Raw genomic sequence first — 14,608 nt, 5'->3', positions numbered from 1 at the left:
TTTCATGATAGAGATGTTTCGATCGACCTCGAGTAAATTGATTCTGTTACTTGTCATCTTTTTGGTGGCAAGTTTACAGTATCAATTTTGGCTAGGTGAGGGAGGGTATTTTCCTCATCAAGCCTTGACTCAACAGATTAAGCAACAAGCAGAAGTAAATACGGAGCTTAAAGAGCGCAATCGTATTTTAGCAGCCGAAGTTTTCGACTTAAAAAATGGAACGGAAGCGATTGAAGAACATGCACGTTTAGATTTAGGTTTAATCAAGCCAAATGAAACTTTTGTGCAAATGAGTACCATCAGTACCCATTACAAACCAATTTATATCGATCCAAATGCAAAAATAGATACAGCAACCAATGAAAACCCAGACTAGACTATGGGCGGTTGTGCCAGCCGCAGGTTCAGGCAGTCGTTTTTCAAAAACTGAATTAAAACAATATCAATATATTCAAAATCGTACTGTGCTTGAGCATACAGTTAATCGATTAAATACATTGGATTTAGCGGGTTGTGTACTTGCAATTGGTGAGAATGATAATTTTGCTAGAACACTTTCTTTTGATCATAAAGAGAAATTACATTTTTGCTTAGGTGGTGCAGAGCGGGTTCATTCTGTATTAAACGCACTGATTTATTTATCTGATATTGCGGATGAAAATGATTGGGTATTGGTGCATGATGCAGCCCGACCTTGTGTTACGCGTGATAGTTTAGAGCAATTGGTTAATTCTGCGATACAAAATAATCAAAGTGCAATTTTGGCTATTCCAGTACGTGATACTTTAAAACAGGTATACACTGGAAATCACATTGAGAAAACAGTCAGCCGTGAACTTTTATGGCAGGCACAAACACCACAGATCGCAAAATTAAAAATATTAAAAAATGCGCTTGAAACAGCATTGATAGATCACTTGACGATTACTGATGAAGCAAGTGCATTAGAATACGCTGATTTTCCTGTACAAGTAGTACAAGGTCGTTCAGACAATATTAAAATTACTTATCCTGATGATTTAGAACTTGCACAGTTAATTCTTCAATCACAAATTCGGCTTTAATTTTTATATTCAAATAGCCTAAGTAAATTTTATTTTATACTTTTACATCATTCTGAATGACAATAAAATGATGATTTGTTAGATTAAAAAAACATAATTTATAATGGGTTAACAAATGAAAAAATTATTAATCTTAAGTCTTTTTACTTTTTCTTTAGTAGGATGTGCATCTACACCATCAGAAACTTCAAACACTGTACAGGAAACGATACATTATTCATCAAGTCCTTGTTTTGGTGCTTGTCCAATTTATTCTGTAGAAATCTCACCTTCTGGAACAGTGAATTTCAATGGTAAGCAATATACTAAAGTGACGGGTACTCAGACCTTAACAATAGATCCTTCGGTATATAAAAAATTACAACAGGAGTTGAAAACTTATCGTCCAGAAACAGGTGCAAACGTTAAAACAACTGGCTGTCAGCAAACGGCAACTGATCAACCGAGTGCATATTTTGTTTGGATTAGACCAGATGGAACAACAACAAAATTAAGTCACTATACTGGTTGTATTTCACCAGCAAATATAGAATTAAATAAACTGATTGATAAGCTTCCTAAATTGATTGGTATCGAAGATTTAGTACGCTAATGTCCATGAGAGTCTAAAATAGATAAATTTGTATCAAGTATAAGAATGAACCATGCGGAGTAGTCTTAAATGACAGCTTTTACAATCATGAAAATGAGTATGTAAGAAGAAGATTATCCTCCTAATCTTGCTGTAGAAGCATTCCGCAATGTGTTCAAGCAAGCCAGTCTTCGACTGTGATATTGTGAAAAATCATCTTTTATTGGAATAATCACTGAGAGCTGAAATTGGTATCATTAAAAAATATATCAATATGTCCTAAAACCCAAGAAAAACAGGCTATTGTATATTTTAATGCGGCAAATTAGCTCTAGAATTCGAATGGTCTGGGAAAAGCAAAATTAAAGATGATTTGTTACTCTGGCATATCGAGGCATATTTTAATGCAGATTTCAGATCTAAATCTTCAAATGGTGAAAAAGCAGAATTACGCAAGTTAAATTATCTTGTAAATGATTTTCCTATTTGATTTGTTGGGAGGGTATTGGCTGAATTTGAATAGAAATTCTGTAACAATAAAGAGCTTTAATTACTATACTTAATAATATAATATAGAAATGTATAATGTTTTTGCGGATCAATTATGTCTAGCATTATTTCTGCTTTAATCGGTGGTGGAATTTTAGGGCTTGCAGTCGTTGGCTATTTATATGTGAATGGTCGCATTACGGGTATCAGTGGGTTACTGTCTCAATTATTACAACCCAAGCTATTGGTTCGAAGCTCAGCTATGTGGTTCTTATTGGGGCTACTGATCACACCATTTATTTATCAGATATTTATAACACCTGAGATTGTTATTAAATCATCTCCAATTGGATTGATTATTGCTGGTTTATTGGTTGGTTTTGGTACTCGTTTGGGTTCAGGTTGTACAAGTGGGCATGGGATCTGCGGGATCAGTCGCCTATCTATACGCTCCATGATTGCTACAGTTACATTCATGTTAGCTGGAATAATAACTGTATATGTTATTCGTCATATCTTTGGAGTTGCGCTATGAAGAATGTACTTGCTTTTGTATTTGGTAGCTTGTTTGCGCTAGGCTTGCTGGTTTCAGGAATGTCTAATCCTGAAAAAGTTTTAGGTTTTCTTGATATTTTTGGAAAATGGGATATCAGTTTGATGTTCGTGATGATAGGTGCAATCATTGTGGCGATTCTTCCATTTCAAAAAGCGATTCGAAATCCGAAAACGATTTTTGGTGAAGAAATATCATTACCAATCAGTACCAAAATTGATAAAAAATTAATAGTTGGGTCGAGTCTTTTTGGAGTTGGTTGGGGCATTGCCGGAATCTGTCCCGCACCTGCAATTACATTGATTGGACTAGGTTATTCACAAGCCTGGTATTTTATTGCTGCAATGCTGGTGGGAATGTTTATCCATCGCTTTTGGGCTGAACGATAGGAGACAAACTTATGCAACCTCAAGTCAAGGCATTCTTTGATCAGGATACCAATACATTCAGCTATGTGGTTACTGACCCAGGTACAAAGGTTTGTGCAATCATTGACAGTGTATTGAATTATGATGCGGCATCGGCTTCAACATCAACTCATGGTGCAGATGAAATTATTCAATACATTGAAGAAAACCAGCTCAAGGTGGAGTGGATTTTAGAAACTCATGTCCATGCGGATCATCTAACTGCCTCACAATATTTAAAAAGCAGGGTAGGTGGCAAAATTGCCATGAGTGAAAAGATTGCAATTGTGCAGGAAATTTTTAGTGCAATCTATCATATTGATCTTAAATATTTTAATACCCATCAAACCTTTGATTACCTATTTAAGGATCATGAACATTTTAAGATTGGTGAGATGGATGCCTACAATATTCCAACTCCAGGCCATACGCCAGCCTGTCTGAGTTATGTGATTGGTGATGCTGTTTTTGTCGGTGATACATTGTTTATGCCTGATTATGGGACAGCGCGTTGTGACTTTCCAAAAGGTAGTGCGGAAATTTTATATGACTCTGTGCAGCAGCTTTATAAGTTACCTGAACAGACTCGCGTTTTTCTTTGCCATGACTATAAGCCTGATGGAAGAACTGAGTTTGTGTATGAAACCAGTATTCAAGCACAAAAGCAGGGCAATATTCATTTAAATGCCACAACCACCAAGCAGGATTTTGTGCGGATGCGTCAGGTGCGTGATGCAAAATTAACAATGCCAAAACTAATTCTACCGTCTATTCAAATCAATATGGATGCAGGACGTTTTCCTGAACCAGAATCGAATGGAATACGTTATCTGAAATTACCGCTAAATTATTTCAAATCCTAGACTTATCTTAGGAAACCTTGTTTTTGGTAATAAGGATTCTTTTAGCTTAACTATATAAATAGCCTAAGTGAATTTTAAAAATTTGGGGAATAAGACTATCTCATAACTTAAAAACAAGATTTAATCTTTAGACAATCATGACGTGTGGACAAATGGTTCGTGGGGAAATCGTGACAACTCAAGCAGTTTGACAAGAATTTAATTTCTTATTTTGAAGTGGGGCGAATTTGATGCAGATATGATAATCAACACTAAGAGATAGAAAGGTGATGTTTATCGTAGTAATTTGCATCCTGAGCTGCTTAAATTATTAGTGAACAGGTATTTTTTAGCGGCACGATGATAGAAATAGAAACCCATCCACTCACTCCATTTTTGCCTGGCAATGCAAAACTGCTGATGCTGGGGAGTTTTCCACCACCTCAGAATCGGTGGAAGATGAACTTCTACTATCCAAACTATCAAAATGATATGTGGAGAATATTTGGTCTGATTTTTTTCAGTGATAAAAACCACTTTTTAGATTTACCTAATAAAAATTTTAAGGAAAGTCAAATCCGTGAGTTTTTGTCTCAAGCTGGAATTGGGATATTTGATACGGCCTATCAAATTAAACGCTTGCAGGGCAATGCCTCAGACAAGTTTCTGGAAATTGTGACTCCAACCGATTTGTCAGCATTGCTTGAGCAAATTCCAATGTGCCATACCATTATGACAACGGGAGACAAGGCCACAGATACGTTGATGCAGCATTTTCCAGATCAGCCAGTCAAGCCCATGATCGGTCAATCTGTACAGGTGAATTATGACAATCGTGAGCTAAGCTTATATCGCTTGCCTTCATCATCACGGGCCTATCCATTGGCACTGGAAAAAAAAGCGGATGTTTACAAACAGTTCTTTCAACAAATTGGTTTGGTTTAATTATAAAAGGAGGGGAAATGAATGAACCATGTCGCCAGTCCAATCGACTTACGCAATTATGAGGATGCTGTGGAATGGCAAGACACGGCGAATGTGAAACGCCCGTGGAGAAAAGATTTCTTTGATTATTATGCCAATTTGATTAGAACTCATGCTTCTGATCAAGATCATATTCTGGAGTTGGGAGCAGGGCCAGGATTTTTAGCGCAAAATTTATTGTCGCAATTGCCCAATATTCAATATACCGCTTTCGATTTTTCTGAGGCTATGCATCAGCTTACTCAACAGAAGTTAACCTGCTCTGAACGGGCAAGAGCCAATTATTTCATTGGAAACTTTAAAGAGCCTGAGTGGCAAAATGCTGTAAATCAAAAATATGACTTTATTATCATTCATCAGGCATTGCATGAGCTTCGACATAAAAATATGCTGCTGATTTCCATAAAAAAGTAACAACCTTATTAGAACCTCAAGGTTGTTACTTGGTTTGTGATCATCTATATGCACCTCATGCCATGCAAAATGACCAGCTTTATATGAACAAACAGGAGCATATCGACGCTTTAAAAGTGGCAGCTTTTGAAAATATCAAGATGCCTTTAGAGATTGAGGGGCTGTGCCTGTTTGAAATGCGTTTAGATTAGATTTTCCATCATTCTTGGATATTTGATCCATCTAAAATCATTGATCTTGAATACAGGCTTTGGAATTTTGGCTAAGATTTTCACCCAATCTTTCTGTAAATGTATCAAAGGAATAAGCGGTTTGATTAAATATGAATTTGAGCAACTTTTGATAAACAAAAATGCTATTTGCTAAATCATGGAGCATTTGCATTAAAACAAAGCCTTTTAAGCACCAAGATGAAAATTAGAAAAAATAGTATATCTATAAAATAATATAACCATCTGATTTATATGTTTAAAATAAATTGGCATGGATTCTGCATTTTAAAATTCAAACTTGTATACAAGATGGGATTCATAAAATGCATGAAATAAAAACTTTAGGTTGGACAATTTCAGAGTGGCAAACAGCTTATTCGAAAAATGAGATCCGACTCAATACTTTAAAAGATTTAGTTGCATTAATTGATCCTCAAGATAATGCATGGATTTCAATTGCGACCTTAGAACAGATTGAACAGCAAATTCAAGTTCTCAATGAATTAAGCAAAGAAGCTGAAAGTTTAGAAAAACAATTTCCACTCTACGGCGTTCCATTTGCAGTGAAAGATAATATTGATGTTGCAGGGTTTGTAACTACCGCAGCTTGTAAGGCATTAAATACAATTGCAGTACAAGATGCTGAAACAGTGCGTTTGTTGAAGCAAGCAGGTGCAATCGTAGTTGGTAAAACTAATCTTGATCAGTTTGCAACAGGTTTAGTAGGAACTCGCTCTCCATATGGTGCTGTTGCAAATACATTTAACTCTAAATATGTCAGTGGCGGCTCAAGTTCTGGTTCAGCAAGTGTGGTTGCCCGTGGATTTGTCCCATTTGCATTAGGCACAGACACCGCAGGTTCAGGGCGTGTACCCGCAGCGTTTAACAATATTGTTGGGTTAAAGCCAACCAAAGGGCGGTTTTCAAATCGTGGTTTATTGCCTGCATGTAAAAGTCTAGATTGTATTTCGGTCTTTGCCTTAACCGTTGTAGACGCAGATTTGGTTGCAAATGTTTTAGAAGCATATGATCCATTGGACAGCTATTCACGTAAGCATCCAAAGAATGTGCCAGCGCATTTCTCTAGCAAATTAAAATTTTCCATTCCAGAAAAACTAAATTTCTTTGGAGATGAACAGGCTGAAAAAGCGTTTCAGCAAACAATCCAATTACTTGAGTCATTAAATGCTGAAATCACTAAAATTGATTTTTCAGATTTTGAGCAATTGGCAGCGCAACTATATCAAGGTTCATGGGTGGCAGAACGTACCGCAGCCGTTGAAGATTTACTGAAAGGTAATCCTGATGCATTTGATCCAACGGTATTAGAAATTATTAAAAACGGCGAAAAATATTCAGCGGTGGATGCCTACAATGCAGAATATTTAAAACAAGATTTAGCTCGAAAAATCCAACAAAGACTGGCTGACTTTGATGCCTTAATTGTTCCAACCGCATCTACAATTTATACCATTGAGCAGCTTGAACAAAATCCGATTGAATATAACGCTCATTTAGGAACCTACACTAACTTTACCAACTTGGCAGATTTGAGTGCTTTAGCTTTACCAGCAGGATTTAGGGCTGACCATTTACCATTTGGAATCACTTTAATTGCGCCAGCTTGGCATGATGCGGCATTGGTTCATTTTGGCAAAGCTTGGCAAAACTATCTTGCACTGAAATTAGGGGCATTGGATAAAGCTCTGCCTTTAAGTTCTGCTACGCCTATTTCACAACATCATATTCGCGTTGCAGTCGTCGGTGCTCATTTGACAGATATGCCGCTAAATTTTCAGCTCACCACACGTGATGCCGTACATATCGAAACCACAACGACCTCTAAAAACTATGCGTTGTATGCCTTGAATGGCACTGTTCCACCAAAACCAGGATTAGCGCGTCAGCAAGATGGACAAAGCATCATTGTAGAACTTTGGGATGTTCCAACTGCTCGATTTGGTGAATTTGTGGCTGAAATTCCAACACCTTTAGGGATGGGCAATGTCGAACTGGAAGATGGGCGCTGGGTGAAAGGTTTTATCTGTGAGCCTTATGGCATAGATGATGCAGAGAATATTAGTCATTTTGGTGGATGGAGAGCCTATATCCAGCATCTTAACAGCCAAGCAGCAAACACAGCGAATTAATTGGGGGAAATCATCATGTTTAAAACTGTACTTATTGCAAACCGCGGTGAAATTGCTGTTCGAGCGATTCGCACACTTAAAAAATTAGGTTTAACCAGTGTTGCTGTGTATTCGGATAGTGATCGTTATGCGCAACATGTCGAAGATGCTGATATTGCAATTGCATTAGATGGTTTAAAACCAGCCGATACTTATTTGAGTATCGAAAAATTAATTCAGGCAGCTAAACAAACTGGTGCTGAGGCAATCTTCCCTGGTTATGGCTTTCTTTCTGAAAGTGCTGATTTTTCTCGCGCTTGTGAAGAAAATAACATTGCCTTTATGGGGCCAACGGCCGAGCAAATTCTAGAATTTGGTCTAAAGCATCGTGCTCGTGAATTGGCTGCTGCAGCCAATGTACCTATGACTCCGGGAACAGGATTGTTGGATAGTTTAGAAGAGGCACTGACTGCCGCAGATCGTATTGGCTATCCAATTATGTTGAAAAGTACTGCTGGCGGTGGTGGTATTGGTTTGACCCGTTGTGATACGCCACAAGCGTTAACCGATGCTTACGAAAGTGTAAAACGTTTGGGCGAGCAGTTTTTCAAGGATGCAGGTGTATTTATTGAATGCTTTATTGATAAAGCGCGTCATGTTGAAGTACAAATTTTTGGTGATGGAAAGGGGCAAGTTGTTGCCTTTGGTGAGCGTGATTGCTCTTTGCAACGTCGTAACCAAAAAGTGGTCGAGGAAACGCCTGCGGCAAACTTACCTGAGGCGACACGAAAAAAACTACATCAGGCAGCAGTGGAATTAGGTAAATCCGTTAATTATCGTAGTGCGGGAACAGTGGAGTTTATTTACGATGCCAATCGAGATGAGTTCTATTTTCTAGAAGTGAATACACGCTTACAGGTTGAGCATCCCGTCACTGAGATGGTGACAGGTTTAGACTTAATTGAATGTATGCTAAAAGTGGCTGCTGGTGATGAACTTGATTGGGCATATCTCAGCAATATTCAGCCTAAAGGTGCAGCGATTGAAGTCCGAGTTTATGCCGAAGATCCTGTAAAAAATTTCCAGCCAAGTCCGGGTGTACTGACAGAGGTTGCATTTCCAGAGGGTACACGTGTTGATACTTGGGTAAAAACGGGCACAGAGATTTCTCAATATTTCGATCCGATGATTGCCAAGATCATTGTGCATGCTGATGATCGTGCTAGTGCGATTGAAAAATTAAAAACCGTTTTGGCGGAAACACGCTTGAATGGTATTAGCACCAATCTGGATTATGCCCGTGCGATTATTTCCGATCAACGTTTTGATGATATGCAAATCTGGACACGGATGCTGGATGATTTCAACTACACGCCAAACGTAATTGAAGTAGTTCAAGCAGGAACGTTGAGTTCAATTCAAGATTATCCGGGTCGTACGGGCTATTGGGACATAGGTGTACCGCCATCAGGTCCAATGGATGATTATGCATTTCAGCTTGCCAATCGTATTGTCGGCAATGATGCCAAAGCCGCAGGTTTTGAGTTTACCCTTGTTGGGCCAACATTAAAGTTCCATACAGATGCAACCATTGCTTTGGCAGGTGCAAGCTGTACTGCTTTGTTAGATGATCAGGAAATTGATTTTTGGCAACCTGTTGCAGTCAAAGCTGGGCAAATCCTTAAAATTGGTCAGGTTGAATCAGGTTGCCGTACTTATCTAGCCGTGCGTAATGGTTTGGATGTCCCTGTATATTTGGGCAGTCGCTCTACCTTTGCGCTTGGTAATTTTGGTGGTCATGCAGGTCGTACTTTACGTGTCGGCGACATGATTAAAATGGTTGATCCAGCATTTGCTGGTGCAGAATTGCCACTTGCTCACGATGAACCTCAAGCATTGTCGGCTGACTTGATTCCTGAATATAGTAATGTATGGGAAATTGCGGTTTTATATGGCCCGCACGGCGCACCAGATTTCTTTAAACCTGAGTATGTAGAAGAGTTTTTTGCATCAGAGTGGACGGTTCATTTTAATTCAAATCGTTTAGGTGTGCGTTTATCAGGACCAACGCCAAGCTGGGCACGAGAAAATGGTGGTGAAGCAGGTTTACATCCATCAAATGTTCATGACTGTGAATATGCGATTGGCGCAATTAACTTTACAGGCGATTTCCCAGTAATTCTGGCAAAAGATGGTCCAAGTTTAGGTGGTTTTGTTTGTCCTGTGACGATTGCCAAAGCAGAACTTTGGAAAGTGGGACAGCTAAAAGCCGATGATAAAATTCGTTTTTATCCGATTAGTGTTGAACAAGCCAATGAACTTGAACGTCAGCAAATTGAAAATATCCAAAACTTTGCGGAAGCAAGCAAAATTGTAGAAACAATTGAGCCAATTCAAGAGCTTGTCAGTACGATTTTGGCACAACGTGAACCAACTGAATTGTCGCCAAAAACAGTGTATCGCCAAGCAGGTGATAGTTATATTCTCTTAGAATACGGCGAAAATGTTTTAGATTTGGCTTTACGTTTACGAGTGCATCAACTGATTCAAATGATCCGTGATGCAAAAATCGCAGGCGTATTGGAACTGTCACCAGGTGTTCGTTCACTACAGATTAAATACGATGGCTTAGTGATTCCACAATCACAATTGGTTGCTCAATTACTTCAACTTGAAGAAGAAATGGGCGATTTGAGCCAATTAAAAATCCCATCTCGAATCGTACATTTGCCGATGGCATTTGAAGACAGTGCCACTTTAGGCGCTGTTGAACGCTATCAAGAAAGTGTTTGCTCTAAAGCACCATGGTTGCCAAATAACGTTGACTTTATCCAACGCATTAATGGCTTGGTGGATCGGAATGAAGTCAAAGATATTATTTTTGATGCAAACTATTTAATTCTTGGCTTGGGTGATGTGTATTTAACTGCACCTTGTGCCGTCCCAATTGACCCACGCCATCGTTTACTCAGTTCTAAATATAATCCAGCGCGTACCTTTACCGCAGAGGGAACAGTCGGTATTGGTGGTATGTACATGTGTATCTACGGCATGGATTCACCAGGCGGATATCAATTGATTGGGCGTACACTACCAATCTGGAATAAGTTTAAGAAAAACAAACAATTTGGTGATAAGCAATGGTTCTTACAATTCTTTGATCAAATCAAATATTTTGAAGTGACTGAAGAAGAATTGAATCAATGGCGTGCTGACTTTGAAAATGGTCGTGCTGAGATCAAGATTGAAGAAACAGAATTTGACTATGCAGATTATGTACACTTCTTAGATGATGAAGCTGAAAGTATTGCCGAGTTTAAAGCTAAGCAACAACAAGCATTCACAACTGAAGTGGATCGTTGGAAAGAGGAGTTTGCAGCTCAACCCGAAGAACAGATACAAGAAAATAACCATGCTGATTACAGTCATTTAGCATCATTAAATGCATCGATGACAGGTAATATCTGGAAAATTTTTGTTGAACATGGTCAAGAGGTTAAAAAAGGTGAAACTGTTGCTATTATTGAAGCAATGAAAATGGAACTTCCTGTTTATGCAGAAGAAGATGGCATTGTAAAAGCCATTATTTGTAGAGCAGGGCAAACCGTACATAGTGGTGAACCACTGGTTTATATGGAATAAGGCAAGGTTGCATGAAAGAAACCAAAATAAAAACAACAAAAAGCTCAGACAATTTGTCTGAACTGGTTTACCAACGCATCAAGAATGATATCTTTGATTTCAAACTGATGCCAGGTGAACGTTTCACTGAATCCGAAGTTGCAAAAGCTTATGATGTAAGTCGTACCCCAATCCGACAAGCACTATATCGTTTGCAACAAGAGGGTTATGTTGATGTGAGTTTTCGTAGCGGTTGGCAAATCCGACCGCTCAATTTTCGGTATTATGAAGAACTTTATGATGTGCGGATCGTATTAGAAAAAGATTCGATTCGTAAACTTTGTCAGATGGATCATCAAAACTCGGTTGAATTATCTGTATTAAAAGATTTATGGTTGATTGAACCTCATCAATATCTAAAAGACATTAAACAATTGTCACAACAAGATGAGGATTTCCATTGCGCTTTAGTTCGTGCCTCTGGAAATAATGAAATGGCGAGAATTCATCGTGATTTGAGTGAACGAATTCGTATTATCCGTCGTTTAGACTTCTCTAAAGATTATCGTGTTGAAGCGACTTATCAGGAGCATCAGAAAATATTGGGTTATATTTTTAATCGTAAAGTAGATGAAGCCATTCAGGCGATTGAAGCACATATTATGCAAAGTCGTGATGAAGTGAAAAAAATTACTTTACAGATGTTGGATTCGAGTCAGTTTTATTAGGTTTTAAATAATAACCTTCCATAAGAGTCGTTAGATTTTTATAAATATATTTTTGAATACTTCAGCGTTCTACATTAGATTATGAAAAGGCCCATCAAAAGATGGTTATGTGTGTCTAGAATTTTGGTGGCTATTCACTTGGAAGTAAGGCGGATTTAATTGTTCATAAATAGGCTAGAAAAACAGACAAAAGTTATCAATTACATAAAATACTTCTATAATAGCGCCGATTATGACTAGAGTCAGTTTTTTGTTCAGATGAATGAATGACTCTAGCTACTCTTTTTAAATCAATTTCTTATCCGCGATTCGGGTTATTGATCAATATTTGAAATTTTATGTGTCTGTGCTGACACATAAGAATATTTAGGTGCCAGCATGGAAATCAAGGTTAATTATCTCGACAATCTTCGACAAGAAGCCAAGTTCGATGATTTTACAGTTATCGCTGACCAACCCATTCGTTACAAAGGTGATGGTTCTGCACCGGGTCCATTTGACTACTTTTTAGCATCATCAGCATTATGTGCAGCTTACTTCGTTAAAGTATATTGTGCAGCTCGTGATATTCCGACTGATAATATTCGTTTGTCACAAAACAATATTGTTGATCCAGAAAACCGTTATAAACAAATTTTCAAAATTCAAGTTGAATTACCCGCTGATATTTCTGAAAAAGACCGTCAAGGCATCTTACGTTCAATTGATCGTTGTACCGTTAAAAAAGTAATTCAAACGGGTCCTGAATTTATCATTGAAGAAGTCGAAAGTATTGATGCGGATGCGCAAGCACTGTTGATGCCAAGTCTGACTTCAGAAAGCAGCACTTATATCGCAGGGAAAGATTTACCACTAGAAGAAACCATTGCCAACATGTCTAGTATTTTGGCGAATCTAGGGATGAAGATCGAAATTGCATCTTGGCGTAATATTGTTCCAAATGTCTGGTCTTTACATATCCGTGATGCACAATCACCAATGTGCTTTACTAATGGTAAAGGCTCTACCAAAGAAAGTGCTTTAGCATCAGCTTTAGGTGAGTTCATTGAACGTTTGAACTGTAACTTTTTCTATAATGATCAGTTCTGGGGTGAAGAAATTGCCAATGCAGAATTTGTACATTATCCAGACGAAAAGTGGTTCAAACCGGGTCCGAAAGGTAAATTACCAAAAGAAATTTTGGATGAATATTGCCTTGAAATTTACAACCCAGATAATGAATTACTCGGTACACATTTATATGATACCAACTCAGGAAATACAGAGCGGGGTATTTGTTCGTTGCCATTTGTGCGTCAGTCAGATCAGGAGATTGTGTATTTCCCATCGAATCTGATTGAAAACTTGTACCTAAGTAATGGAATGAGTGCAGGTAATACTTTGGCTGAAGCACAAGTTCAATGTTTATCTGAGATTTTTGAGCGTGCTGTCAAACGTGAAATTTTAGAAGGTGAAATTGCTTTACCTGATGTACCTCAAGAAGTATTAGCAAAATACCCAAGTATTGTGGCGGGCATCCAAGGTTTAGAAGAACAAGGTTTTCCTATTTTAGTGAAAGATGCTTCTTTGGGCGGGGATTTCCCAGTGATGTGTGTGACACTGATGAACCCACGCACAGGAGGTGTATTTGCCTCATTTGGCGCACATCCAAGCTTTGAAATTGCGTTGGAACGTAGTCTAACCGAACTCTTACAAGGACGTAGTTTTGAAGGTTTAAATGACCTACCTCAACCAACCTTCCAAAGTGAAGCAGTCACTGAACCAAATAATTTTGTTGAACACTTTATTGACTCAAGTGGCTTAGTTTCATGGCGTTTCTTTAGTGCAAAATCAGACTATGACTTTGTCGAGTGGGATTTCACCAATGATGGTGAAAACTCAAATGAAGAAGAAGCGGCTGAATTGTTTGGCATTTTGGAAGAAATGGGCAAAGAAGTATATATGGCTGTCTATGAGCATTTAGGTGCAACAGCATGTCGTATCTTAGTTCCAGATTATTCTGAAATTTATTTGGTCGAAGATTTAATTTGGGATAACACTAATAAAGCGTTGGCATTCCGTGAAGACATTTTAAATCTGCATCGTTTGGATCAGACTCAACTTGAAGCTTTGGTCGAACGTTTAGAAGAATGTGAATTAGATGACTATACTGAAATCGCGACCTTGATTGGCATTGAGTTTGATGACAATACCGTGTGGGGACAGTTGACTATTCTTGAGCTCAAACTATTGATCTATATTGCATTAGAACAGTTTGAAGAAGCCAAAGAACTGGTTGAAACCTTCTTACAATACAATACCAATACCGTTGAACGTGGACTATTCTATCAATGCATGAACGTAGTACTTGAAGTATTGCTCGATGATGAGATGGAATTAGAAGACTATGAAACGAATTTCCGTCGTATGTTTGGTAACGAACGTATGGATGCAGTCATCGGATCTGTTGAAGGGAATGTTCGTTTCTATGGTCTCACACCAACAAGTATGAAACTTGAAGGGCTTGATCGCCATTTACGTTTGATTGATAGCTATAAGAAATTGCATCAAGCGCGTGCAAAGGCTGTCGGATTAGCTGTATAAATACAAGCTAA

11 protein-coding genes and 1 pseudogene are annotated in these 14,608 nt (G+C 38.2%); all 12 read left to right on the top strand.

Annotation, left to right across the window (positions count from 1 at the left end; translation table 11 throughout):
* Positions 1–4 precede the first annotated feature (4 nt).
* On the top strand, positions 5–376 hold the full coding sequence (gene ftsB / locus M5121_RS09635) for a cell division protein FtsB (protein ID WP_087535795.1): 372 nt from the start codon (positions 5–7) through the stop codon (positions 374–376).
* Positions 360–1,064, top strand: a complete 705-nt coding sequence (gene ispD, locus M5121_RS09630) for a 2-C-methyl-D-erythritol 4-phosphate cytidylyltransferase (RefSeq protein WP_249571048.1) — start codon at positions 360–362, stop codon at positions 1,062–1,064. The genes ftsB and ispD overlap by 17 nt, the downstream gene beginning before the upstream one ends.
* Positions 1,065–1,179: 115 nt before the next feature.
* Complete coding sequence (locus tag M5121_RS09625; protein WP_249571047.1) at positions 1,180–1,656, top strand: DUF6438 domain-containing protein; 477 nt, start codon at positions 1,180–1,182, stop codon at positions 1,654–1,656.
* Between the two features lie 583 nt (positions 1,657–2,239).
* Positions 2,240–2,659 (top strand): YeeE/YedE family protein, encoded by a 420-nt coding sequence (locus M5121_RS09620; protein ID WP_005160124.1) that lies wholly within the window; start codon positions 2,240–2,242, stop codon positions 2,657–2,659.
* The gene (locus M5121_RS09615; RefSeq protein WP_249571046.1) at positions 2,656–3,066 is read left to right on the top strand and encodes a DUF6691 family protein; all 411 of its coding nucleotides are present in this window, start codon (positions 2,656–2,658) and stop codon (positions 3,064–3,066) included. The genes M5121_RS09620 and M5121_RS09615 overlap by 4 nt, the downstream gene beginning before the upstream one ends.
* Before the next feature lie 11 nt (positions 3,067–3,077).
* Positions 3,078–3,947: an MBL fold metallo-hydrolase gene (locus M5121_RS09610; protein ID WP_249571045.1), complete on the top strand. Its 870-nt coding sequence runs from the start codon at positions 3,078–3,080 to the stop codon at positions 3,945–3,947.
* A gap of 339 nt (positions 3,948–4,286) precedes the next feature.
* Positions 4,287–4,871 (top strand): uracil-DNA glycosylase family protein, encoded by a 585-nt coding sequence (locus M5121_RS09605; RefSeq protein WP_249571044.1) that lies wholly within the window; start codon positions 4,287–4,289, stop codon positions 4,869–4,871.
* A 21-nt stretch (positions 4,872–4,892) separates the two neighbouring features.
* Positions 4,893–5,515, top strand: a pseudogene (locus M5121_RS09600) (class I SAM-dependent methyltransferase).
* 344 nt (positions 5,516–5,859) lie between these two features.
* Positions 5,860–7,686, top strand: coding sequence for an allophanate hydrolase (atzF, locus tag M5121_RS09595; protein ID WP_249571043.1), 1,827 nt, complete (start codon positions 5,860–5,862; stop codon positions 7,684–7,686).
* Between the two features lie 15 nt (positions 7,687–7,701).
* Positions 7,702–11,307, top strand: coding sequence for an urea carboxylase (uca, locus tag M5121_RS09590; RefSeq protein WP_249571042.1), 3,606 nt, complete (start codon positions 7,702–7,704; stop codon positions 11,305–11,307).
* A gap of 11 nt (positions 11,308–11,318) precedes the next feature.
* A complete protein-coding gene (locus M5121_RS09585) occupies positions 11,319–12,014 on the top strand; it encodes a GntR family transcriptional regulator (protein ID WP_004639207.1) in 696 nt (231 codons plus the stop codon).
* Positions 12,015–12,392: 378 nt separating this feature from the next.
* Positions 12,393–14,597, top strand: coding sequence for an OsmC domain/YcaO domain-containing protein (locus tag M5121_RS09580; RefSeq protein ID WP_249571041.1), 2,205 nt, complete (start codon positions 12,393–12,395; stop codon positions 14,595–14,597).
* Positions 14,598–14,608: the final 11 nt, after the last annotated feature.

Origin of the sequence: Acinetobacter sp. ANC5681, from assembly GCF_023488045.1 — a bacterium.
Classification (GTDB): Bacteria; Pseudomonadota; Gammaproteobacteria; order Pseudomonadales; family Moraxellaceae; genus Acinetobacter.
Note: the sequence above shows the minus strand (reverse complement) of the source record. Positions and strands in the feature narration are given on the sequence as shown.